Genomic DNA, 22,572 nt, shown 5'->3' on the forward strand with positions numbered 1-22,572 from the left:
GGACGTACTGTCATGGCCGCTACCCCGGAACAGCCCGCGCCCGCCGCGCCCCGCCGCAAAGCGGGACGCCACCGTGGCGAAGGTCAGTGGGCCCTGGGGCACTACACCCCGCTGAACGGCAATGAGCAGTTCAAGAAGGACGACGACAGTCTCAACGTGCGGACACGCATTGAGACGATCTACTCCAAGCGCGGGTTCGACTCGATCGACCCCAACGACCTTCGCGGACGCATGCGCTGGTGGGGGCTGTACACCCAGCGCAAGCCCGGCATCGACGGCGGCAAGACCGCCGTGCTGGAGCCGGAGGAGCTGGACGACCGCTACTTCATGCTGCGGGTCCGGATCGACGGCGGCCGGCTGACCGTGGCGCAGCTGCGGGCGATCGGCGAGGTCTCCCGGGACTACGCGCGGGGCACCGCCGATGTCACCGACCGGCAGAACATCCAGCTGCACTGGATCCGCATCGAGGACGTCCCGGCCATCTGGGAGAAGCTGGAGGCCGTCGGCCTGTCCACGACGGAGGCCTGCGGCGACTGCCCCCGAGTGATCATCGGCTCCCCGGTGGCGGGGATCGCGGCCGACGAGATCATCGACGGGACCCCGGCGGTCGACGAGATCCACGACCGCTACATCGGCAGCAAGGAGTTCTCCAACCTGCCGCGCAAGTTCAAGACCGCGATCTCCGGCTCGCCCGTGCAGGACGTGGTCCACGAGATCAACGACATCGCCTTCGTCGGCGTCGTCCACCCCGAGCACGGCCCCGGCTTCGACCTCTGGGTCGGCGGCGGCCTCTCGACCAACCCGCGGCTCGCCGAACGCCTCGGCGCCTGGGTGCCGTTGCACGAGGTCTCCGACGTCTGGGCCGGCGTGGTCGGGATCTTCCGGGACTACGGCTACCGGCGGCTGCGCACCCGTGCCCGGCTGAAGTTCCTGATGGCCGACTGGGGCCCCGCCAAGTTCCGTCAGGTGCTGGAGGACGAGTACCTGAAGCGTCCCCTGCTCGACGGCCCCGCGCCCGAGCAGCCCAGCAGTCGCTGGCGCGACCACGTGGGCGTCCACGAGCAGCAGGACGGCCGCCGCTACGTCGGCTTCGCGCCCCGCGTCGGCCGGGTCGACGGTCCCACCCTCACCAAGATCGCCGACCTGGCGGCCGCGCACGGGTCGGACCGCCTGCGCACCACCGTCGAGCAGAAGATGCTGATCCTCGACGTGGAACCGGATCAGGTCGACTCCCTGGTGGCCGGCCTGGAAGAGCTCGGCTTCCAGGTGAAGCCGTCTCCCTTCCGCCGCGGCACGATGGCCTGCACCGGCATCGAGTACTGCAAGCTGGCGATCGTCGAGACGAAGGCGCGCGGCGCCTCACTCATCGACGAACTGGAGAGCCGTCTCCCGGAGTTCGACGAGCCGCTCACCATCAACATCAACGGCTGCCCCAACGCCTGCGCCCGCATCCAGACCGCGGACATCGGCCTCAAGGGCCAGCTCATGCTGGACGACGAGGGCAACCAGGTGGAGGGCTACCAGGTCCACCTGGGCGGCGCGCTCGGCCTGGAGGCCGGCTTCGGCCGCAAGGTCCGCGGCCTGAAGGTCACTTCGGCCGAACTGCCCGACTACGTCGAGCGGGTGCTCGGGAACTTCCAGAAGGAGCGCGAGGACGACGAGCGCTTCGCGACCTGGGCGGCCCGGGCCAGTGCGGAGTCGCTGTCATGAGCGAGCGCGCCGCGCCGTTCCACTGCCCGTACTGCGGCGACGAGGACCTGCGCCCTCACGAGGCCGGGCACGGGGCCTGGGAATGCGCCTCCTGCAACCGGGCGTTCCAGCTGAAGTTCCTGGGCCTGCTGGCCCGGGGACTGGAGCGTAACGACGGTGAAGGGGACCGGATATGACGGACACTCTGCAGGCCGACAAGCTCTCGGCGGACGAACTCAGGGAGCTGGCCGAGCGTGCGGGCCGGGAGCTGGAGGACGCCTCCGCCCTGGAGATCCTGAAGTGGGCCACCCGCACCTTCGGCAAGCGGTTCTGTGTGACGTCGTCGATGGAGGACGCGGTCGTCGCGCACCTCGCCTCCCGGGCGCTGCCCGGGGTGGACGTGGTCTTCCTCGACACGGGCTACCACTTCCCCGAGACGATCGGCACCCGTGACGCGGTGGAGGCCGTGATGGACGTCAACGTCATCACACTGACCCCGCGGCAGACCGTGGCCGAGCAGGACGCCGAGTACGGGCCGAAGCTGCACGACCGCGATCCGGACCTCTGCTGCAAGCTGCGCAAGGTCAAGCCCCTGGAAGAGGGCCTGACCGCGTACGCGGCCTGGGCGACGGGGCTGCGCCGCGACGAGTCCGCCACCCGGGCGAACACCCCGGTCGTCGGCTGGGACGAGAAGCGGCAGAAGGTCAAGGTCTCGCCGATCGCCCGCTGGACCCAGGACGACGTCGACGCGTACGTCGCCGAGCACGGGGTGCTCACCAACCCGCTGCTGATGGACGGTTACGCCTCCGTGGGCTGCGCCCCCTGCACCCGCCGGGTACTGGAGGGCGAGGACGCACGGGCCGGACGCTGGGCCGGGCGCGGCAAGACCGAATGCGGGCTGCACGACTGATGACGACTGATCAGGAGAATTCGATGAGCGTGACGGAGACGGGAGCCACCGTCTGGCTGACCGGTCTGCCGAGCGCGGGCAAGACCACCATCGCGTACGAACTCGCCGGGCGGCTGCGCGGCGAGGGCCACCGGGTGGAGGTGCTCGACGGTGACGAGATCCGCGAGTTCCTCTCCGCGGGCCTCGGCTTCACCCGCGAGGACCGCCACACCAACGTCCAGCGGATCGGCTTCGTCGCCGAACTGCTGGCGGCCAACGGCGTGAAGGTGCTGGTCCCGGTCATCGCCCCGTACGCGGACAGCCGTGACGCGGTCCGCAAGCGGCACCAGGCGGAGGGCACCACGTACCTGGAGGTGCATGTCGCCACTCCGGTCGAGGTGTGCTCGGTGCGCGATGTGAAGGGGCTGTACGCCAAGCAGGCGGCGGGCGAGATCAGCGGGCTGACCGGGGTGGACGACCCCTACGAGGCGCCCGAGTCGCCCGATCTGCGGATCGAGTCGCACCAGCAGACCGTGCAGGAGTCCGCGGCGGAGCTGTACGCGCTGCTGAGCGAGAGGGGTGCAGCGTGACGACCGTCGCGACTGTGTCGGAAGGCACCGCCAATCCGTACGCACTCAGCCACCTGGACTCCCTGGAGTCCGAGGCGGTGCACATCTTCCGTGAGGTGGCGGGAGAGTTCGAGCGGCCGGTGATCCTCTTCTCCGGCGGCAAGGACTCCATCCTGATGCTGCATCTGGCGCTCAAGGCGTTCGCGCCGGCGCCGGTGCCCTTCACGCTGCTGCACGTGGACACCGGGCACAACTTCCCCGAGGTCCTGGAGTACCGCGACCGCACGGTCGCCGAGCACGGACTGCGCCTGCACGTCGCCTCCGTCCAGGAGTACATCGACGCCGGGAAGCTCCGCGAGCGCCCCGACGGGACCCGCAACCCGCTGCAGACCGTGCCGCTGACCGAGGCGATCCAGCAGCACCGCTTCGACGCCGTGTTCGGCGGCGGACGCCGCGACGAGGAGAAGGCGCGCGCCAAGGAGCGGGTCTTCTCGCTGCGCGACGAGTTCTCCCAGTGGGACCCGCGCCGTCAGCGCCCGGAACTGTGGCAGCTCTACAACGGCCGGCACGCCGCCGGTGAGCACGTCCGGGTCTTCCCGATCTCCAACTGGACCGAGCTCGACGTGTGGCAGTACATCGAGCGCGAGGGCATCGAGCTCCCCCAGATCTACTTCGCCCATGAGCGCGAGGTCTTCAACCGCTCCGGCATGTGGCTGACCGCGGGCGACTGGGGCGGCCCCAAGGAACACGAAACGGTCGAGACCCGTCAGGTGCGCTACCGCACGGTCGGCGACATGTCCTGCACCGGTGCCGTCGACTCCGACGCCACCACGCTGGACGCCGTGATCACCGAGATCGCCGCCTCCCGGCTCACCGAGCGGGGCGCGACGCGCGCCGACGACAAGATGTCCGAGGCCGCGATGGAAGACCGTAAGCGCGAGGGGTACTTCTAAAATGACCACACCCACCCAGTTGGCCGAGCAGTTGTCGACCACCACCCTGCTGCGGTTCGCCACCGCGGGGTCCGTCGACGACGGCAAGTCCACCCTCGTCGGACGGCTGCTGCACGACTCCAAGTCGGTCCTCACCGACCAGCTGGAGGCCGTCGAGGACGCGTCCCGCAAGCGCGGCCAAGAGGCGCCGGACCTGGCGCTGCTGACCGACGGGCTGCGGGCCGAGCGCGAGCAGGGCATCACCATCGATGTCGCCTACCGCTACTTCGCCACCACCCGGCGCCGGTTCATCCTCGCCGACACCCCGGGCCATGTGCAGTACACCCGCAACATGGTCACGGGCGCCTCCACGGCCGAGCTGGCCGTGGTCCTGGTCGACGCCCGCAACGGCGTCGTCGAGCAGACCCGCCGGCACGCCGCCGTCGCGGCCCTGCTCCGCGTCCCGCACGTGGTGCTGGCCGTGAACAAGATGGACCTGGTCGAGTACGCGGAGCCGGTCTTCGCAGCCATAGCCGAGGAGTTCACCGCCTACGCGGCGTCCCTGGGCGTCCCGGAGATCACCGCGATCCCGATCTCCGCGCTGGCCGGCGACAACGTCGTGGAACCCTCCGCGAACATGGACTGGTACGGCGGCCCGACCGTCCTGGAGCACCTGGAGACGGTCCCGGTCAGCCACGACCTCACCGCCTGCCACGCCCGCTTCCCCGTCCAGTACGTGATCCGGCCGCAGACCGCCGAGCTCCCCGACTACCGGGGCTACGCGGGCCAGATCGCCGCCGGTGTGTTCCGGGTCGGCGAACCCGTCACCGTGCTGCCCTCCGGCCGTACGTCGACGATCGCCGGAATCGACCTGCTCGGCGACAGCGTGGACATCGCCTGGGCCCCCCAGTCGGTCACCCTGCGCCTGACCGACGACATCGACGTGTCGCGCGGCGACCTGATCGCCCCGGCGAACGACTCGCCCGCCGTCACCCAGGACGTCGAGGCGACCGTCTGCCACGTCGCCGACCAGCCGCTCACCGTGGGCCAGCGGGTCCTGATCAAGCACACCACCCGCACGGTCAAGGCGATCGTCAAGGACATCCCCTCGCGGCTGACCCTGGACGACCTCTCCCAGCACCCGGCCCCCGGGCAGCTCGTCGCCAACGACATCGGCCGGGTCGTCGTCCGTACCGCCGAGCCCCTCGCGCTCGACGCGTACGCCGACTCGCGCCGCACCGGTTCCTTCCTGCTGATCGACCCGGCGGACGGCACCACGCTCTCGGCCGGCATGGCGGGCGCCTCGTTCGCCGCCGTGGCTCAGGCCGAAACCCCTGCGGACGACGACGCCGAGTGGGACTTCTGATGAGCCGTGACGTCTTCTCGACCTTCGCGAAGGAGGGCGGCCGTGTCGGCAGCGGCGCCCTCGGCAGCGGCCAGGGCGGGGTTGCGCGATGTGCGCGTTGACGTACGCGCACTGCCTGCGCGCCCGGCAGCACCAACCGCACCGCCTGTACCGCCAGTTCAGACGAAGACCTGCCGACCTCCCGGCCGTGTCCCCGGACTTCCGAGGGACGTGAGCACCGGGCCTCCGAGAGGAAGACCTCCCGTGTCTGCCCCCCGTACCACGCTCCGCCGCAGCATCGCCGCTGCCGCCGCCCTGCCGCTGCTCGCCGTGGCGCTGACTGCCTGCGGCTACGGCTCCGACGCGAAGGACGACGACGCCAAGAAGGCGAACGTCGCCGCCGACGGAAAGAAGCTCTCCGCCGACACCGTGCGGATCGGGTACTTCCCGAACCTCACGCACGCCACCGCGCTCGTGGGCGACCAGGAGGGGCTGTTCCAGAAGGAGCTCGGCGGCACCCAGCTCAAGACCTCGACGTTCAACGCGGGTCCCTCCGAGATCGAGGCGTTGAACGCCGACTCGATCGACATCGGCTTCATCGGCCCCTCGCCGTCCATCAACGGCTACACCAAGTCCCAGGGCAAGAACCTGCGGATCGTCGGCGGTTCCGCCTCCGGCGGTGTGAAGCTCGTCGTCAACCCGAAGAAGATCAAGACCCTGGACGACCTCAAGGGCAAGAAGATCGCCACCCCGCAGCTCGGCAACACCCAGGACGTGGCCTTCCTCAACTGGATCTCCGAGAAGGGCTGGAAGGTCGACGCCCAGAGCGGCAAGGGTGACGTCTCCGTCGTCCGTACGGACAACAAGGTGACCCCGGACGCCTACAAGTCCGGTTCCATCGACGGCGCATGGGTCCCCGAGCCGACCGCCTCCAAGCTGGTCGCCGAGGGCGCCAAGGAGCTGCTGAACGAGTCGACGCTGTGGCCCGACGACAAGTTCGTGATCACGAACATCATCGTGTCGCAGAAGTTCCTCAAGGAGCACCCGGACGTCGTCGAGGCGGTGCTGCGCGGCTCGGTGAACACGAACGCGTGGATCAACGCCAACCCGGACAAGGCGAAGGCCTCCGCGAACGCCGCGCTGAAGAAGCTCACCGGCAAGGCGCTGCCGGCCGAGATCATCGACCCGGCCTGGAAGTCGATCCAGATCACCGACGACCCGCTGGCCGCCACGCTCGACGCGCAGGCCGAGCACGCGGTGAAGGCCGGTCTGCTGGAGGAGCCCGACCTCAAGGGCATCTACGACCTGAAGCCGCTGAACAAGATCCTCAAGGCCGCGGGCAAGCCCGAGGTCGCCGACGCCGGTCTCGGCGTCAAGTAACCAGCCGCTCGAAGACCCCAGGAGGTGACGACCATGGCGAACACCCTCACCAAGGCCGAGGACCGTGTCGAGGTCGGGCACGCCGCCCGCATCGCACATGTCTCGAAGTCCTTCGCCGGACCCACGGGAGCGCAGCTGGTCCTGGACGACATCACGCTCGATGTCGCCCCGGGCGAGTTCGTCACCCTCCTGGGAGCCTCCGGGTGCGGTAAGTCGACGCTGCTCAACCTGGTGGCCGGACTCGACCGCCCGACCGGGGGCTCCATCGAGACCCCCGGCGGGCGGCCGGCCCTGATGTTCCAGGAGCACGCCCTGTTCCCGTGGCTGACCGCGGGCAAGAACATCGAACTGGCGCTGCGTCTGCGTGGTGTGCCGAAGTCGGAACGCCGTACGGAGGCGGAGCGGCTGCTGGAGCTGGTGCGCCTGGGCGGGGCGTACGGCAAGCGGGTGCACGAGCTGTCGGGGGGCATGCGGCAGCGGGTGGCGATGGCCCGCGCGCTCGCCCAGGACAGCCAACTGCTTCTGATGGACGAGCCGTTCGCCGCGCTCGACGCCATCACCCGGGATGTGCTGCACGACGAGCTGACCCGGATCTGGCGCGAGACGAACGTCTCGGTCCTGTTCGTCACGCACAACGTGCGCGAGGCGGTGCGTCTGGCCGAGCGCGTGGTGCTGCTCTCCTCCCGCCCCGGCCGGATCGCTCACGAGTGGACGGTCGACATCGAGCAGCCGCGCCGTATCGAGGACACCGCGGTGGCGGAACTGTCCGTCGAGATCACCGAACAACTGCGTGGGGAGATCCGCCGTCATGGCCAGCACTGATATCAAGTCGGGCGCACCGGGGCCCGGCGGGGCCGGGCCGGATGCGGTGAAGCCGGACGACCTGGCCGGTCTGGAGGCGGGCCTGGACGCGCTGGACGCCGTGCAGGTGCACCGCACCCCGGTGCGCGAGGTCCTGCTGCGCAAGGTCCTCCCGCCGCTGCTGGCGGTCGCCCTGGTCGTCGTCGTCTGGCAGTTGCTCGTCTGGGCGCAGGTGACCGAGGACTACAAGCTGCCCTCGCCCTCCGCGGTCTGGGAGAGCGCCGGCGACATGTGGCGGCAGGGGACCCTGCTGGAGGTGGTGTGGACCAGCGTCTCGCGCGGTCTGCTCGGCTTCCTGCTCTCGGTCGCCATCGGTACGCCGCTGGGCCTGCTGGTGGCCCGGGTGAAGTTCATCCGTGCCGCGATCGGCCCGATCCTGTCCGGGCTGCAGTCCCTGCCGTCCGTGGCGTGGGTGGCGCCGGCCGTGATCTGGCTCGGTCTCAACGACTCGATGATGTACGCGGTCATCCTGCTGGGCGCGGTGCCGTCGATCGCCAACGGTCTGGTGTCCGGTGTCGACCAGGTGCCGCCGCTCTTCCTCCGGGCGGGCAGGACCCTGGGCGCGACCGGCCTGCGGGGCACGTGGTTCATCGTCATGCCGGCGGCCCTGCCGGGCTACCTGGCCGGCCTGAAGCAGGGCTGGGCCTTCTCCTGGCGGTCACTGATGGCCGCCGAGATCATCGCCTCGTCGCCCGACCTCGGTCTGGGACTCGGCCAGTTGCTGGAGAACGGCCGCAACAACGCGGACATGCCGGGGATCTTCCTCGCCATCCTCCTGATCCTGTTCGTCGGCATCGCGATCGATCTGCTCATCTTCAGTCCGCTGGAGCGGTGGGTGCTGCGCAGCCGCGGTCTCCTCGTCAAGAACTGAGTCCCCGATGACATCTCCGGTCCTTCTCGTCATCGCCCACGGCAGCCGCGATCCGCGGCACGCGGCGACCGTGCACGCGCTCACCGCGCGGGTACGGGCGCTGCGGCCCGGGCTGCGGGTGGAGACCGGGTTCCTGGACTTCAACGCACCGTCGGTGCCGCGGGTCCTGGAACGGCTGGACGCGGAAGGGGCGGGTGAGGTGGTGGCGCTTCCGCTGCTGCTCACCCGGGCCTTCCACGCCAAGTCCGACATCCCGGCGGTCCTGCGCGAGGCGCGCGCCCGGCTGCCGCGGCTGCGGGTGCGGCAGGCCGAGGTGCTCGGTCCTTCGCCGCTGCTGAACTCCGCCCTGGAGCGGCGGTTGCACGAAGCCGGGGTCCGCCCCGGCGACAAGAGCTCGACCGGGCTCGTCCTGGCCTCGGCGGGCTCCACAGACCCGGAGGCGATCGCAGTGATCGCTGAAATCGCGCGGGAGCTGCGGCACACCGGTTGGTGTTCCGTGCGGCCTGCGTTCGCCTCCGCATCTCAACCCCGTACCGAGGACGCGGTACGGGCCCTGCGGGCCGACGGTGTGCGCCGGGTGGCGGTCGCCCCGTACGTGATCGCGCCCGGCCGCCTCCCGGACCGCATCGCGGCGGGGGCGGCCGAGGCCGGGGCCGATGTGCTGGCCGGTGTGCTGGGCGCGTCGCCGGAGCTGGCGCGGCTGCTGCTCGACCGGTACGACGAGGCCCGTGCCCGGGCGGCCCGGACCGCGCGGGCCAGCGCGTAGGCGGTCCGCCCGCCGGGCCTTCGCTCAGCCCATGTCCAGGCTGCCCGTACGGGTCCGCTTGAGCTCGAAGAAGTCCTCGTGGCCGGCGAGCACCCGGAAGCTGTCGAACAGCCGCGCCGCCTCCTCGCCGCGCGGCACCGCCCGCAGCACGGGGCCGAACCACACCGTCCCGTCGACGTGGAGGGTGGGCGTGCCCACGTATCCGTCCGCCTCCGGGTCCTTGCCGGCGTCGTGGCTGCGCCGCACCGCCTCGTCGTACGCCGGGTCGTGCGCGGCCTCGGCCAGTTCGGCGGGGAGGCCGAGTTCGGCGAGCGACCGGTCGATCACCTCGTCGAAGTCCTCGTTCTTCTGCTGGTGGATCCGCGTTCCGTAGGCCGTGTAGAGGTCACGCAGCACACCCTCGCCGCGCAGTTCCGCCGCGGCGGCGGCAACGCGTACGGGACCGATCGACTTGTCGACGAGGGTGCGGTACCAGTCGGGGAGTTCGTTGCCCGTGTTGTGCAGGTAGAGGCTCATCACGTGGAAGCGGAGCTCGATGTCGCGCTGCTGCTCCACCTCCAGCATCCAGCGGGAGGTGATCCAGGCGAACGGGCAGGCCGGGTCGAAGTAGAAGTCGACGACTGCCCTGCCCGTGCCCGGGGTGTGGTGAGAGGTCATGCGGGGAGCCTAGCCAGCCGGTGGCTCATCCCCGCGGGCCATTCGGCACCCGCGGGAATGGGCCATTTCCTACCGGTCACTACGCCTGCGCGGCGGTCCACCGCGGATCACGGCCGCTCAGGGCCAGGGCGCGGGTGAAGTCGTCGGCCCCCGGGTCGACCGTGACCTCGCCGGCGAAGCCTTCGTACTGGCGGTAGAGCGCGGCGGTGCTCTCGACGATCCCCAGGACGTGGGCGGCCGCCTCGTCGGAGAGGCGGAACTCCTGGCCGGTGGCCCGGGCCACGTCCCAGCCGTGCAGGGCCGTCTCCTCGATGAGCATTGCGGCGGTGTCCGCGGCCGGGGTGGCCGACTCACCGCTGCCGATCTCTCCCTCCCAGGCGGCGGGGTCCGACCAGGCGGCGACGGCCCGGTCCAGCTGGGCCGCGTACCGCTCGGCCCAGTCGGCGTCCGCCGTGAAGTCCCGGGTGGTGAGTTCCTCGGGGATCTCCGTGCGCAGGGCGCGGTGCTCCATGCCGTGAGAGGTGTAGAGCACCCAGTGGTTGACGAGGCCGCGGACATCCCAGCCGGCGCAGGGCGTGACGGGGGCGTCGAGCTGTTCGGGGCGGACGCCGCGGGCCACGCGGGCGGCTTCGGCGGCGCATTCGGTCATGTGGGTGTGCTCGGTCTTCATGCGCCTCACCCTAGGAAGGATCAGGCTCGCGGTCTTGAAAAAACGCGACAGGAACCGGCCGGAGGGGCGTCGGAGCGCCGGATTACTGTTTGGCGCATGTCTGCATCGCGCACCTCCCCCGACAGCCCGTTCCTTCTCGGCGGCGAGCTGCCCGTGCGCCGTCTCGGATACGGCACCGCCCAGCTGACCGGCCCCGGTTACTGGGGCCCGCGCGGCGAGCGCCGGGACGCGTTGGCGGTACTCCGGTCGGCGGTCGAGCAGGGGGTCACGCTGATCGACACCGCCGACAACTACGGTCCCGGTGTGGCCGAGGAGCTGGTGGCCGAAGCGCTGCATCCGTACCGCGACGACCTCGTGATCGCGACGAAGGGCGGGGTCGTACGGACCGGCGACGACGCCTGGCACATCGCGGGGCGGCCCGAGCAGCTGCGCGCGATGTGCGAGGCCAGCCTGCTCCGGCTGCGGACCGACCGGATCGACCTCTACCAGCTGCACCGGCTGGACCCCCAGGTGCCGATGGCGGAGCAGCTGGGCGCCCTGGACGCGTTGCGGCAGGAAGGTAAGATCCGTTACATCGGCCTGGACACCCTCACCGCCGACCAGCTGGAGCAGGCGCTCTCCCTGACCGGGATCGCCTCGGTGCAGAACCGCTTCAACCTCCTCGACCGCGGCTCGGACGCGGTGCTGAAGGTGTGCGAATCCCATGGCCTGGCGTTTCTTCCCTGGTTTCCGCTGGCCAACGGCGCACTGACGGGCGAGGCCGCCGCCGCTCTCGGCGAGGTCGCGCAGAGTCACCGTGCCACCCGCGGGCAGATCGCCCTCGCCTGGCTGCTGCACCGCTCCGCCGTGCTGTGCCCGACCCCGGGCACCGGTTCGCCCGTTCATCTGTCGGAGAACCTGGGGGCGCGGGAGATCCGGCTGACGACCGAGGACATGAGCCGCCTGGAGGCGCTCGCACCCGTATGAAGGAGTACTCGCACGTGACCATGACCGCCGTCCACGACCGGCCCGCCCCGACTGCCGGAGTACCGGTGATCCGGGCCGATCGCGTCTCGCTCGTACGCGACGGGAACGTCCTGCTGGACTCGGTCTCGCTGACCGTGCGCGGCGGGGAGCACTGGGCCCTGCTCGGTGCCAACGGTGCGGGCAAGAGCACCCTGCTCAAACTGCTCGGCGCGGTCGCCCACCCGACCCGGGGCACGGTGGAGGTGCTGGGGCGCACGCTCGGCCGGGTGGATCTGCGGGAGCTGCGGACCCTGTTGGGCCACGTCGATCCGCGTCATCCGCTGCGTTCTCCGCTGACCGTGAGCCAGGTGGTGCTGACCGGCCTGACCAACTCCGTCGAGCCGCTGCCGCGCTGGGCCCCGGGGGCGGAGCAGCGGGAGCGGGCCGAGCGGCTGCTGAAGATGCTGGGAATGGGCGGGAAGACGCAATCGCGCTGGCCGGCCCTGTCACAGGGTGAGCGCGGCCGTACGCTCATCGCCCGTGCGCTGATGCCGCAGCCCCGGCTGTTGCTGCTCGACGAGCCGGCCACCGGGCTGGACCTGGCCGCCCGGGAGCAGTTGCTGGACAGCCTGGACGCGTTGCGCGAGGAGCATCCGGAGCTGGCGACGGTGCTGGTCACGCACCATCTGGAGGAGTTGCCCGCCTCCACGACGCACGCGATGCTGCTGCGCGGCGGGCGTTGTACGGCCTCGGGGTCCGCCGACGAGGTGCTGACCACGGACCTGGTCAGTGACTGCTTCGGTCATCCGGTGCGGATCGCCCGCACGGACGGGCGGTGGACGGCGCGGGCCCAGCGGGCGGCCCGGGGCTGACCCCGCCCGCGAGGTCATCCGCCGCGCCTCTCACTCGTCGGCGTCCGCCGCGGTGACGAAGGGGGTGGCCTGGTGGTAGTAGAGGAGCCAGCCGGCCTCGGTGAGCCTCCACAACGAACTGCGGTGGGCCCGTTTCCCCTTGGCCTCGGTGTCGAAGGTGACGTGGACGAGCTCGTCGGCGAGCTGGACGCCGCGCATCCGTGAGGCGGTGAGCTGTCCGGGCCGCGGGGCCTCGTCCGAGATCAGCGAGGTGATGACCATCGCGCGGTCCCAGTGGCGGCCGGTCGTGTCGACCTCGTGGAAGTCGGGGTGCAGGACCTGGACGAGGAGTTCGGTGGAGGCCCGGACCATCGGGTCCATGAGGCGGAGTTCGCCCTCGACCGCCGCGGCCACTCCTGGGGTCGGCTCGCTCATGCGCCGCGTCCGGGGGTGGCTGCCGGTCCGGCGGGCAACGCGTGGGGCCCGGCCGCGACGGGCCTGCGGTAACCGCTCCCGCTCGTCCCGGGTGACAGCACCGCGTACATCATCATGGGCACACCATAGGACGATCTGCCCGAGCCGTACGGCCGCCGCGCCCCGTGGGGGAGAGCGCGGCGGCCGCCGGGTCGGCCGGTGCCTCTCGCTCGGATCATGCCGGGCTCACGGGCCCCGGCAGGCGCGTCCGCCGCGTGATCCGGACGAGAGGCCCCGACGCGGGTGTTACTCGACGATCTTCAGCAGCTTGTTCGCCGTGCCCGCGGTGGCGTTGCTGATGGCGTCCGGAGTGGCTCCTTCGGTGAGCGCCGTGGCGACCTCCGCCGGGGTGGCGTCCGGGTGCCCTGCCAGGTAGACGGCGGCTGCGCCGACGACGTGCGGGGTCGCCATGGACGTACCGGAGATGGTGTTGGAACCGTCGTCGCTGTCGTTCCACGACGAGGTGATGTCCGAGCCCGGGGCGTAGATGTCCACGACCGAGCCGTAGTTGGAGAACGACGACTGCTCGTCGTCGACCGTGGAGGAGGCGACCGTGATCGCCTCCGGGACGCGGGACGGGGAGCCCTCGCCCGCGTCGCTCGAGTCGTTCCCGGCGGCCACCGCGAAGGTGACTCCGGAGGCGATGGCCTTCTGGACGGCCGCGTCGAGCGCCTCGTCCGCGCCGCCGCCGAGGCTCATGTTGGCGACGGACGGGCCCTGGTGGTTCTCGGTCACCCAGTCGATGCCGGCGACGACCTGCTCGGTGGTGCCCGAGCCGGAGTCGTCGAGGACACGGACGGCGACGATCTTGGCCTTCTTGGCGACGCCGTACGTCGCCCCGGCTATGGTGCCGGCCACGTGGGTGCCGTGGCCGTTGCCGTCGTCGGCGCTGTCGTCGTTGTCCACGGCGTCGAAGCCCGAGCTCGCCCGGCCCTCGAACTCCTGGTGCGTGGTGCGGACCCCGGTGTCGATGACGTACGCGGTGACGCCGTCGCCCGCGCTGTCCGGGTAGGTGTACGCGTTGTCCCCGGCGGTCTCCGCCTGGTCGATGCGGTCCAGGCCCCAGGACGGCGGGCTGTCCTGGGTGGCGTTGACGTGGAACTTCTTGTTCTGGACGACCTTGGAGACGGCCGGGTCGGCGGCGAGGCGCTTGGCCTCGGTCTCCGAAAGGCCGCTGGCGGAGAAGCCGTTGATGGCGGAGCTGTAGTTGCGCTTCAGCTTCCCGCCGTACTCCTTGGCGAGCTTCGCCTTGTCGGCCTTCTGGTCCAGCATCACGATGTAGCTGCCGGAGACGGCGGTCGCCGCGTCGGCACCGTAGATCTTGCCCGTCGCGGGAGCGGGTGCCGCTCCGGCGAACGGGCTGGCCATCAGGGTGACTCCGGCGGCGGCGGCCACCGCGGTGATGGAGGCGGTCAGCTTGAACCGGCGTGCACGCTTGTGAATTGCCATGAAGAGGGATCTCCTCGTCATTCTTTGTGGGGGGATTGGCCCTCGGCCGGAAGATCTCCGGGGGTTGGTTCGAAACCCTTACCGATTGACGCGCGCAGATCAAGACCCCTCCGGCGCCTGTGACTTGCTCAGCAACGGTTCGTCACAGAAAATCGACCGTCCGCACCCAAGTCCGCCACAAGCACCCACGGCCACGGCGGCCGTACCGGCAGCCGGGAACCCCTCGCGCAGAGCTCCGCCCCGTTCATGACGACGCGTCACGAACGGGGCGGCGGACGGCGGTTTCAGCGGCGGACGATCCGCACCCCGGTCACCCCCATCAGCCCGGCCAGGGGGACGTCCGATGCCGTCTGCGCGGGGTCGACGGTCAGACCGCCGCCGCGCACCAGGTCGAGCAGCGTCTCGGCCAGCGGCATCACCATGTGCCGCCCCCAGCAGCGTTCGGACACATGACCGAAGGGCAGGTAGCCGGGCAGATCATCCGGGTCGAGACCGTCCCAGCGCTCGGGCCGGAACACGTCGGGGTCCTCCCAGAGCGCGGGGTCCCGGTGGCTCAGCAGAGGCAGGAGCAGGATGTCGTCGCCTGGGCCGATCCGGGGATCGAGCGCAGGGTACTCCGGCGAGGCCCTTCGCAGGATGTTCCAGGAGGGCGGCAACAGCCGCAGGGACTCGTAGATGATGCCCCGGTTCGGCGTCGCGTCGTCGAACGGCGATCCGAGCCAGAGCGCGTTGGCGACGAGTGTCGAGACGGTGAAGCAGACGGGGGCCGCCCCCCGGCGGTAGAGGCCCATGGCATAGCGGCGGTCCCCGTAGTTCTTGGCCTCGGCGGTCAGTTGGGCGATGGCGGAGGCGGGGGCACCCGGCCGGAGCCGTCCCGGCAGGGCCGCCCCGGCGGCGATGACCGACCAGGTCAGTCTGGGCGTCAGCTCCAGGGCACGGTCCATGAGGACGCGCAGCCGGTAGGGGTCGGCGCCGAGGATCAGGTCACGCAGGTACACGTGGCCCCGGTGCGGCCACTCACCGGCGAGGTCGACGTTTTCGGGGACGGGCTTCTTCAGGGCCGTACGCACATCGCGGCCGATGGCCTGCATGACGGTGGCGGCCTCGGCTCGTGAGACGGACCGCCCGTGGAGGGGCTTGAAGGTGGGCCGCTCACCCTCGGTGGCGGGCCGGGCCGCGAGGATACGGTCCATCAGGCCGGCTCCGGCCACACCGACGGTGTCGGGGTCGAGCCGGAAGATCTCCTCACCCCGGTGCTCCCGCAGGAGCGCCTGGAGTCTCGGCGCGAAGACGACGTCCCGGGCGCGGCTGCCGGTACCGGAAATCTGCATCGTGGTCTCCAAGAGGCGGGAAGCGCCCGTGCCCGGCGGGCCTGTGGGGCCACACCGGGCACGGGCTCCGGCCGAGGGTCGGTACCCCTCGGCCGGCTGGACTCGTCTGCCGGTTCAGTACCAGAGGTACCAGGCGTACGACTTCAGGCTCTTCTCCGGCGTCATCTTGTTCTTCAGCTGAAAAAGGAACTTCATAACGTCACCTCCATCTTTTACTGTGAATTTACCTGTACGAAAACACGGCTTGGTCATGTTCGTGATCCGGGCTTCCTTTTCCAAGGAATTCCGCACCACTCCGACCGCCGACAGGAGTACAGCCCAGAGCAATTGAGGTTGTCAATGATCACCCCTTCGCCAAAAGCGCCTGTGCGTTCCGTTCCGATCGAATCCATCCCGACGCCATCGAAACCTGATGCACCGAAAAGAAACGGAACGTTTCCCCCGGCATACTCGAACGCCCACGTCCCGGCAAGTGACTGAAGAGGCGAATTCAGGTCGACGATTGTCTGAATCAATACCGTTCAGGAATGTCTGCCGGAGCTTCCGGGCGCCCCCCGGGCCCGAACCGGCCGCGCCTCGACGCGAGAAGGAGACGGACCGGTCGGTAATGCCCTGCCGCTTCGACTGAATTCATCGCTGATAGCGCGCCAGGACCCGGTTCCCGTCCTCCACCAGACGCTTCCTCAGCTCGTCCGCGTCGATGGCACCGCTGTAGTACTCCTGAAGCGCGGGCGTGGCGACCTTGTCCTTCCACTCGGGATAGCCGCGCACGGACTGCGCCGGCGCCGGGCGCAGCGCGGTCGCGAGCGCGGCGCCGGTCGCCCAGCCCAGGTCGGCGGTGTGCAGCGAAGGGTCGGCCAGCGCGGCCGTACCGGTCGGCAGCATCCAGTCCCCCTTGGCCAGGCGCACCATGTTCGCCGGCCGCAGCAGGAAGTCGATGAACGCCACGGCCTCCTTCTTGTGCGGGCTGTCCTCGGCGACGGACAGGGTCTGCGGGCTCACTCCCTGGGCCAGGCCCTCACTGCCGGCCGGGGCGGGCAGCACCGTCCACTCGAAGCCCTTCGGGGCCTGTTCGACGACCTGCTGCCGGTAGGAGAACCCGAGTGGCACCATGGCGTACTTCCCGCCGAAGAGGCCGGGCAGCGTGTCGCCCCCGCCCATGCCGAGCGCGGTGCGGGCGGCGCTGTGGTCGGTGTTGACCTGGTCGTGGATGGTGCCCGGGACCACGTGGTCGCCCTCGCCCATCTCGACCGTCACCTTTCCGTCGGCGCCGCGGTGGAACAGTTGGCCGCCCGCCGAGAGGCCGAGGTTGAGGGTGACGGAGACCGGCTCCTTGAGCGGCCAGGCGATCCCGTAACGGCCCTTGCCCGTCAGCTCCTTGGTGACCTGGCGGAACTCCGGCCAGCTCCAGGGCTTCCCGGGGGTCGGAATGCGGACCCCCGACTCCTTGAGGATCTTGGTGTTGGCGATGAGGACCCGCGGCTCCTGGAGGAACGGGACCCCGTAGACGCCGCCGTCGAAGGTGGCGGTCTGCCAGCTCTGTGCGGGGATGTCTCCGGTGAGCCGGTCCGGGAGGAGCGTACGGAGATCGGCGAGGTAGCCGCCGTACGCGAAGTCCGCGAGGTCGTCGGACGCGTCATGGATGACGTCCGGGGCCTCGCCCCCCTCGAAGGAGGTGAGGAGCTGGTCGTGGACGCTGTCCCAGCTGCCCTGGACGTACTGGACCTCGACGCCGGGGTGGCTCGCGTTCCACTCCTTCACCAACTGCTTGTTGATGTCCACGGACTCCTTCTGCCAGGCGAGCGACTGGAAGCGGATCCGGATCTTCCCGTCCGCGCCGTCTTCGCCGTCCCCGGCGCATCCGGTGAGCAGCAGGGCGAGCGCGGTGGCCGCCGCCGCTGCCGTACGTGCCAGTGCGCGCATCAGCTCTTCACCGCCCCTGCGAGCATGCCGCCCGTGATCCGCCGCTGGATGACGGCGAAGAGGACGAGTGAGGGAAGGGTGGCGAGGAAGGCCGCGGCGGCGAGCGGTCCGAGGTCGCTGGCGCCCTCCGCGCCGAGGAAGTGGGTCAGTACGACCGGCAGGGTCTGCTTCTCCGGTGTCTTGAGCAGGACGAGTGCGAAGAAGAACTCGTTCCATGCGGTGATGAAGGCGAAGAGCGCGGTGGCGACGATCCCGGGGGCCAGCAGCGGGGCGGTGACCGAGACCAGGGTCCGCAGCCGGCCGGCCCCGTCGACCGCCGCCGCCTCCTCCAGTTCGGGCGGCACGGCCCGTACGTAGCCGACCAGCATCCACAGCGCGAAGGGCAGGGCCCAGACGACGTACACCATGATCAGCCCCCACAGGGTGTTGATCAGATGCAGGTTCTTGAGGACCAGGAAGAGCGGAATGATCAGCAGGACGAAGGGGAACGCCTGACTGACCACGACCCAGCCGGTGGCGGCCGTGGAGAGCCGTGAGCGGTGGCGGGCCATCACATACGCCATCGGGGTCGCGATCAGGACGGCGATGACGCCGGCGGAGAGCGCGGCGATGAGCGAGTTCGCGGCGGCCCGCAGCAGCGGCTGCTCGTCGAAGGCCTGCCGGAAGTTGTCCAGGGTCGGGTTCTCGGGGATCCAGGTGGGGTGCAGGGAGCCGAGTTCGGGTGCGGGTTTGAAGGCGGTGGAGATCAGCCACAGGAACGGGAAGGCCAGGAAGACCAGGTAGCAGAGCAGTGCGAGGTACTGTCCGGCGCGCACCGGCCGGCTGGTACGCAGACTCATCGGTCCTCGCCTCCCCTGAGCCGACCGGCGAGGTACACGGCAAGGATCACGGAGATCACCGCGACCATCACACAGCCCATCGCGGCGGCGTAGCCGAACTGTCCGTACCGGAAGGCCTCTTCGTACGCGAAGAGCATCGGCAGCCGGGTCCGGCCGCCGGGGCCGCCGTTGGTCAGCACGTAGACCAGGGCGAAGGCGTTGAAGTTCCAGATGAAGTTGAGCGCGGTGATGGAGAGCGCGACGGGCCTGAGCGCAGGCCAGGTGACGGTGCGGAACCGGCGCCAGGCACCCGCGCCGTCCAGGGCGGCGGCCTCGTGGAGTTCGTGCGGGGTGTTCTGCAGTCCGGCCAGCAGGGCGACCGTGGTCTGCGGCATGCCGGCCCAGACGCCGACGAGGATCACCGCGGGCAGCGCGGTGGCGAGCCCGGTCAGCCAGTCCCGGCCGTCGCCGAGCCCCAGGTCGCGGATCGTCTCGTTGAGGATGCCGGCGTCCGGGTTGTAGACGAGGCGCCACATGATGCCGACGACGACTTCGGGCATCGCCCACGGGATGATGGCCAGGGCGCGGGCCAGCCAGCGCATCCGCAGGTTCTCGTTGAGCAGCAGGGCGAGGCCCAGGCCCAGCACGAACTGCGGGACGGTGACGCCGACCGCCCAGACCAGACCGATCCGGAACGACTCCCAGAACAGTCCGTCGTGGAGCAGGTCCTGGAAGTTCAGTACGCCGACCCACTGGGTGGACCGGGTGCGGCCGGACTGGGCGTCCGTGAAGGCCAGCGCGATGCCGTAGAGGAGTGGTCCGACGCTGAGGATCAGGATGGGGATCAGGGCGGGCAGTACCAGGAACCAGGTTCCGGCGTTCCGGTTGACCGGCCCGGGCGGTCTGTCGCGCGGACCGCCCGGCGGTCCGTGCCGTCCGGACTGCACGGTTGCATTAGCCAATGTCATGAAACGACCCCCTTGCGTCATTCGACCGGCTTATACCGTTCTGGCCGCTCAGGTGGCCTCCGCCATCGTGCTGACGGGCCGTCGGTTCGTCAAGGCAACCTGCACAGATGCGAAAATCGGATCCATGAACGAGATGCGAGCGCGCGAGGTACTGAACGCCGCCGGACTGCCCGGTGACGCGGAGCTGATCGCGCTGGGCGAGAACGCGGTGTTCGCCGTGGGTGACCTGGTCGTCAAGATCGGCCGGGACGCCGTGCGGAGCCCGGAACTGCGGGACCGGGCCGAGCGCGAGGTGGCCGTGGCGCGATGGCTCGCCGCTTCCGGCGTCCCCGCCGTCCGGGCGGCCGAGCCGGAGGTGCGGCTGGTCGAGGGTCACCCGGTGACCCTGTGGCACCGGCTGCCGGACGCGGTGCGGCCCGCCGAGCCGCGGGATCTGGCACCGTTGCTGCGCGCGGTGCACGCCCTGCCGGAACCTGCGGACCTGGCCCTGCCCCGCCGGGAACTGCTGGGCGGTGTCGAGCGGTGGCTGAGCCTGGCGGGCGAGGCGATCGATCCGGCCGACGCCGCGTATCTGCGCGAGCGCCGCGACGGCTTCGCGGCGGCGGCCGCCGGCCTGGTCCCGCGACTGCCCCCGGGCCCGATCCACGGCGACGCGCTCGCACGCAACGTCCATGTCGGTCCGGACGGGCCGGTCCTGGTGGACCTGGAGACCTTCTCCGCGGACCTGCGCGAGCACGACCTGGTGGTGCTCGCCCTGTCCCGCGACCGGTACGGCCTGGCGGCCGAGGCCTACGACGCGTTCACCTCGGCGTACGGGTGGGACGTACGGGAGTGGGACGGCTGCGCGGTGCTGCGCGGGGCGCGGGAGACGGCCAGCTGCGCATGGGTGGCACAGCACGCCCCGGCCAACCCGAAGGCACTCGCCGAGTTCCGCCGCCGGGTGGCGTCCCTGCGGGACGGGGACACGGCGGTGCGGTGGTACCCGTTCTAAACGCCGGACGGGCTCGTCTTCACCTCCCGGACCGGCCAGCGGCCGTCGATGACCGCGTCCGCCGTCCCCTTGCGGCGCAGGAACTGCTGGAAGTCGGCGGCCCACTCCTCGTACCAGACGATCTGGCGTTCGTGCAGCTCCTGCGCCGACAGCGCGGCCACCGAGCCGTGCCGTGCGGCTATCGCGTACGCCACGCGCACCGCCGCCAGCGCGTCCGCCGCCGCGTCGTGCGCTCCCTCGTGGACCACGCCGTATTCGACGCAGACCGCTTCGAGGTTGCGCTTGCCCTTGCGGTAACGGTCGACGGACCGGTCGATCGTGTACGGGTCGATCACCGGTCCGATCCCCGCGCCGTCGAGCCGGTCGCTGAGCGAGGGCAGCCCGTGGCGGTGCAGTTCGGCCGTCAGCAACGTCAGGTCGAAGGCCGCGTTGTACGCGACGACCGGGACGCCGTGCCGCCAGTACCCGGTCAGGGTGTCGGCGATCTCGTCGGCCACCTCGCGCACCGGCCGGCCCTCCGCCGCCGCCCGCTCGCTGCTGATGCCGTGGATCGCCGAGGCCTGTGCGGGGATCCTGATCCCCGGATCGGCCAGCCAGGTGTGCCGGCTCACCGGCTCACCGTCCCGGCCGTCGACACGGATGACCGCGGCCGTCACGATCCGGGCCTCCAGCGGTTCCGTACCCGTCGTCTCCAGGTCGAAGCCGACCAGCGCATGCCGGTGCCAGCTCATCCCGTACCTCCTTCGTGGTGCTCCCCCAGATGACGACCACCCTCGCACGGGGCACTGACAACGAGGAGGGACGGTCCCTCAGGAGACCGGACGGGAGTCCGTCCACACGGACTCGAACTCCTCGCGGTACGTTTCGAACAGCCCGTGCTCGCTGTCCTGGCCGGCCCGGACGACCGCCCGTCCGCCGCCCCGCAGCACCAGCACCGGCGCCTCCATGCCGCGCGCCCGGCGCAGATACGTCTGGACGACCCCGACGGCGTTGGCACCGTCACCGTCCACCAGGTAGGCGGTGAAGCGTGGTGTCTCGTCGAAGACATGGATCTCGAAAGCGCCGGGGTCGCGCAGCTTGGAGCGGACCCGGCGCATGTGAAGGATGTTCATCTCCACCGACCGGCTCAGCTCGCCCTTCTTGAGGCCGAGCTCCCGCTCCCGGCGCTTGACCGCGCTGCTGGCCGGGTTGATGAAGAGCAGCCTGACCCGGCAGCCCGACTCGGCGAGCCGGATCAGCCGGCGCCCGGAGAAGTTCTGCACCAGCAGGTTGAGCCCTATCCCGATCGCGTCCAGCCGGCGCGCTCCGCCGAAGAGGTCCTCGGCGGGCAGCTGGCGCTGGAGCCGCACCCGGTCGGGGTGGACGGAGACCACGTCCGCGTACCGGTCGCCGACGAGCTCCTCCACGGCGTCGACCGGAAGCCGGTCGGCGGACGGGACGGCGGCGCCGCTGCCGAGGATCTCCAGCAGCCGGGCGGAGGCCCGCTCGGCCTGGGCCAGCACCGCCTCGTTGAGGGCGCGGTTGCGGGAGACCACGTTACGGGCGACCTCCAGCTCGTCCAGCGCCAGCTCGACGTCGCGGCGGTCGTCGAAGTAGGGCTCGAAACAGGGCCAGTGCTGGACCATCAGCTCACGCAGCTGCGGCAGCGTGAGGAAGCTCAGGACGTTGTCGTCCGCCGGGTCGAGCAGATAGCCCTTGCGCCGGGACACCTCGCGTACGGCGACGGCGCGCTGCACCCACTCCTGCCCGGCGGGTCCCGCCGCGGCCACCACCCAGTCCTCGCCGTGGACCGGTTCGTAGATCGGCCGGAGCACCGCGGCGACCACCGCGCGCAGCCGCTGTTCGACGAGATTCAGCCAGATATAGGCGCGCCCGGCCCGCTGGGCGCGGGTGCGCACCTCGCTCCAGGCGTCCGCGCCCCAGTCCAGTTCCGCACCGATCTCCAGGGGCTGCGCCAGCGAGACCGCCCCGGGCGGGACAACGACCGGATCCCCCTCGTGACCCGTGTCACCTGGGGGCAGCTCGAACCCTCCCGAGCTCACCCGCGCACCGCCTTCCACTCCCCCACCAACGATCAAGGAAGGGTACTCCGGGAGCGGGAGCCGGTGCAGCCGGATGCGCAGGCTCCTTTCCCAACTCCCCTACGGAACACGCATGTTCCGTGCGACGAGATCTGCCGGAGTGAGCGGATTC

The 22,572-nt window shown here is 70.6% G+C and carries 24 protein-coding genes; 13 read left to right on the top strand and 11 right to left on the bottom strand.

Annotated elements, in window-relative coordinates:
- Positions 1 to 12 precede the first annotated feature (12 nt).
- The 10 genes from JGS39_RS00995 to JGS39_RS01040 all read left to right on the top strand — a co-directional run bounded on the left by JGS39_RS00995 (position 13) and on the right by JGS39_RS01040 (position 9,302).
- Positions 13 to 1,710 carry a nitrite/sulfite reductase gene (locus tag JGS39_RS00995; protein WP_219566622.1) on the top strand — a complete coding sequence of 566 codons (1,698 nt, stop codon included), beginning with the start codon at positions 13 to 15 and terminating at the stop codon, positions 1,708 to 1,710.
- Positions 1,707 to 1,886: a hypothetical protein gene (locus tag JGS39_RS01000; protein WP_219566623.1), complete on the top strand. Its 180-nt coding sequence runs from the start codon at positions 1,707 to 1,709 to the stop codon at positions 1,884 to 1,886. Before JGS39_RS00995 ends, JGS39_RS01000 begins: the two co-directional genes overlap by 4 nt.
- Positions 1,883 to 2,599 carry a phosphoadenylyl-sulfate reductase gene (locus JGS39_RS01005; RefSeq protein WP_219566624.1) on the top strand — a complete coding sequence of 239 codons (717 nt, stop codon included), beginning with the start codon at positions 1,883 to 1,885 and terminating at the stop codon, positions 2,597 to 2,599. Before JGS39_RS01000 ends, JGS39_RS01005 begins: the two co-directional genes overlap by 4 nt.
- Entirely contained in the window at positions 2,599 to 3,168 is a 570-nt protein-coding gene (gene cysC / locus JGS39_RS01010; protein ID WP_219566625.1) for an adenylyl-sulfate kinase, read from the top strand. The genes JGS39_RS01005 and cysC overlap by 1 nt, the downstream gene beginning before the upstream one ends.
- Positions 3,165 to 4,100, top strand: coding sequence for a sulfate adenylyltransferase subunit CysD (gene cysD / locus JGS39_RS01015; protein ID WP_219566626.1), 936 nt, complete (start codon positions 3,165 to 3,167; stop codon positions 4,098 to 4,100). The genes cysC and cysD overlap by 4 nt, the downstream gene beginning before the upstream one ends.
- 1 nt (position 4,101) lies before the next feature.
- The gene (locus JGS39_RS01020) at positions 4,102 to 5,445 is read left to right on the top strand and encodes a sulfate adenylyltransferase subunit 1 (RefSeq protein WP_219566627.1); all 1,344 of its coding nucleotides are present in this window, start codon (positions 4,102 to 4,104) and stop codon (positions 5,443 to 5,445) included.
- Between the two features lie 243 nt (positions 5,446 to 5,688).
- Complete coding sequence (locus tag JGS39_RS01025) at positions 5,689 to 6,804, top strand: aliphatic sulfonate ABC transporter substrate-binding protein (RefSeq protein WP_219566628.1); 1,116 nt, start codon at positions 5,689 to 5,691, stop codon at positions 6,802 to 6,804.
- A 33-nt stretch (positions 6,805 to 6,837) separates the two neighbouring features.
- Positions 6,838 to 7,626 carry an ABC transporter ATP-binding protein gene (locus tag JGS39_RS01030; protein WP_219566629.1) on the top strand — a complete coding sequence of 263 codons (789 nt, stop codon included), beginning with the start codon at positions 6,838 to 6,840 and terminating at the stop codon, positions 7,624 to 7,626.
- Positions 7,613 to 8,536: an ABC transporter permease gene (locus tag JGS39_RS01035; protein ID WP_219566630.1), complete on the top strand. Its 924-nt coding sequence runs from the start codon at positions 7,613 to 7,615 to the stop codon at positions 8,534 to 8,536. The genes JGS39_RS01030 and JGS39_RS01035 overlap by 14 nt, the downstream gene beginning before the upstream one ends.
- 7 nt (positions 8,537 to 8,543) lie before the next feature.
- A complete protein-coding gene (locus JGS39_RS01040; RefSeq protein ID WP_219566631.1) occupies positions 8,544 to 9,302 on the top strand; it encodes a sirohydrochlorin chelatase in 759 nt (252 codons plus the stop codon).
- Between the two features lie 24 nt (positions 9,303 to 9,326).
- Here JGS39_RS01040 and JGS39_RS01045 read toward each other — a convergent pair whose 3' ends face one another.
- Complete coding sequence (locus tag JGS39_RS01045) at positions 9,327 to 9,959, bottom strand: mycothiol-dependent nitroreductase Rv2466c family protein (protein ID WP_219566632.1); 633 nt, start codon at positions 9,957 to 9,959, stop codon at positions 9,327 to 9,329.
- A gap of 79 nt (positions 9,960 to 10,038) precedes the next feature.
- Positions 10,039 to 10,629, bottom strand: a complete 591-nt coding sequence (locus JGS39_RS01050; protein ID WP_219566633.1) for a TIGR03086 family metal-binding protein — start codon at positions 10,627 to 10,629, stop codon at positions 10,039 to 10,041.
- 96 nt (positions 10,630 to 10,725) lie between these two features.
- Between JGS39_RS01050 and JGS39_RS01055 the strand changes: the two genes are divergently transcribed.
- Both JGS39_RS01055 and JGS39_RS01060 read left to right on the top strand, forming a co-directional pair.
- On the top strand, positions 10,726 to 11,595 hold the full coding sequence (locus JGS39_RS01055; protein ID WP_219566634.1) for an aldo/keto reductase: 870 nt from the start codon (positions 10,726 to 10,728) through the stop codon (positions 11,593 to 11,595).
- A 20-nt stretch (positions 11,596 to 11,615) separates the two neighbouring features.
- A complete protein-coding gene (locus JGS39_RS01060) occupies positions 11,616 to 12,446 on the top strand; it encodes an ABC transporter ATP-binding protein (RefSeq protein ID WP_219566663.1) in 831 nt (276 codons plus the stop codon).
- A 30-nt stretch (positions 12,447 to 12,476) separates the two neighbouring features.
- On the opposite strand, the gene JGS39_RS01065 is transcribed toward JGS39_RS01060, so the two are convergent.
- The 7 genes from JGS39_RS01065 to JGS39_RS01095 form a co-directional block, all read right to left on the bottom strand.
- A complete protein-coding gene (locus JGS39_RS01065) occupies positions 12,477 to 12,860 on the bottom strand; it encodes a nuclear transport factor 2 family protein (RefSeq protein ID WP_219566635.1) in 384 nt (127 codons plus the stop codon).
- 285 nt (positions 12,861 to 13,145) lie between these two features.
- A complete protein-coding gene (locus JGS39_RS01070) occupies positions 13,146 to 14,348 on the bottom strand; it encodes a S8 family peptidase (protein ID WP_219566636.1) in 1,203 nt (400 codons plus the stop codon).
- 284 nt (positions 14,349 to 14,632) lie between these two features.
- A complete protein-coding gene (locus JGS39_RS01075) occupies positions 14,633 to 15,679 on the bottom strand; it encodes a cytochrome P450 (protein WP_219566637.1) in 1,047 nt (348 codons plus the stop codon).
- 114 nt (positions 15,680 to 15,793) lie between these two features.
- Entirely contained in the window at positions 15,794 to 15,931 is a 138-nt protein-coding gene (locus JGS39_RS41800; RefSeq protein ID WP_372456123.1) for a tryptorubin family RiPP precursor, read from the bottom strand.
- Positions 15,932 to 16,309: 378 nt separating this feature from the next.
- Entirely contained in the window at positions 16,310 to 17,602 is a 1,293-nt protein-coding gene (locus tag JGS39_RS01085; RefSeq protein ID WP_219566639.1) for an ABC transporter substrate-binding protein, read from the bottom strand.
- Positions 17,602 to 18,441: a carbohydrate ABC transporter permease gene (locus JGS39_RS01090; protein ID WP_219566640.1), complete on the bottom strand. Its 840-nt coding sequence runs from the start codon at positions 18,439 to 18,441 to the stop codon at positions 17,602 to 17,604. Before JGS39_RS01090 ends, JGS39_RS01085 begins: the two co-directional genes overlap by 1 nt.
- A complete protein-coding gene (locus JGS39_RS01095; RefSeq protein ID WP_219566641.1) occupies positions 18,438 to 19,388 on the bottom strand; it encodes a carbohydrate ABC transporter permease in 951 nt (316 codons plus the stop codon). The genes JGS39_RS01090 and JGS39_RS01095 overlap by 4 nt, the downstream gene beginning before the upstream one ends.
- 124 nt (positions 19,389 to 19,512) lie before the next feature.
- On the opposite strand from JGS39_RS01095, the gene JGS39_RS01100 reads away from it, so the two are divergent.
- Entirely contained in the window at positions 19,513 to 20,379 is an 867-nt protein-coding gene (locus JGS39_RS01100; RefSeq protein WP_219566642.1) for a phosphotransferase enzyme family protein, read from the top strand.
- Here the strand turns inward: JGS39_RS01100 and JGS39_RS01105 are convergent.
- Together JGS39_RS01105 and JGS39_RS01110 are read right to left on the bottom strand one after the other, a co-directional pair.
- Positions 20,376 to 21,110, bottom strand: coding sequence for a 3'-5' exonuclease (locus JGS39_RS01105; protein WP_219566643.1), 735 nt, complete (start codon positions 21,108 to 21,110; stop codon positions 20,376 to 20,378). The genes JGS39_RS01100 and JGS39_RS01105 overlap by 4 nt on opposite strands.
- A gap of 78 nt (positions 21,111 to 21,188) precedes the next feature.
- Positions 21,189 to 22,421, bottom strand: a complete 1,233-nt coding sequence (locus JGS39_RS01110; RefSeq protein ID WP_219566644.1) for a DUF5919 domain-containing protein — start codon at positions 22,419 to 22,421, stop codon at positions 21,189 to 21,191.
- Between the last annotated feature and the right edge of the window lie 151 nt (positions 22,422 to 22,572).

It is taken from the genome of Streptomyces poriferorum (genome assembly GCF_019399235.1).
GTDB classification, from domain to species: Bacteria; Actinomycetota; Actinomycetes; order Streptomycetales; family Streptomycetaceae; genus Streptomyces; species Streptomyces poriferorum.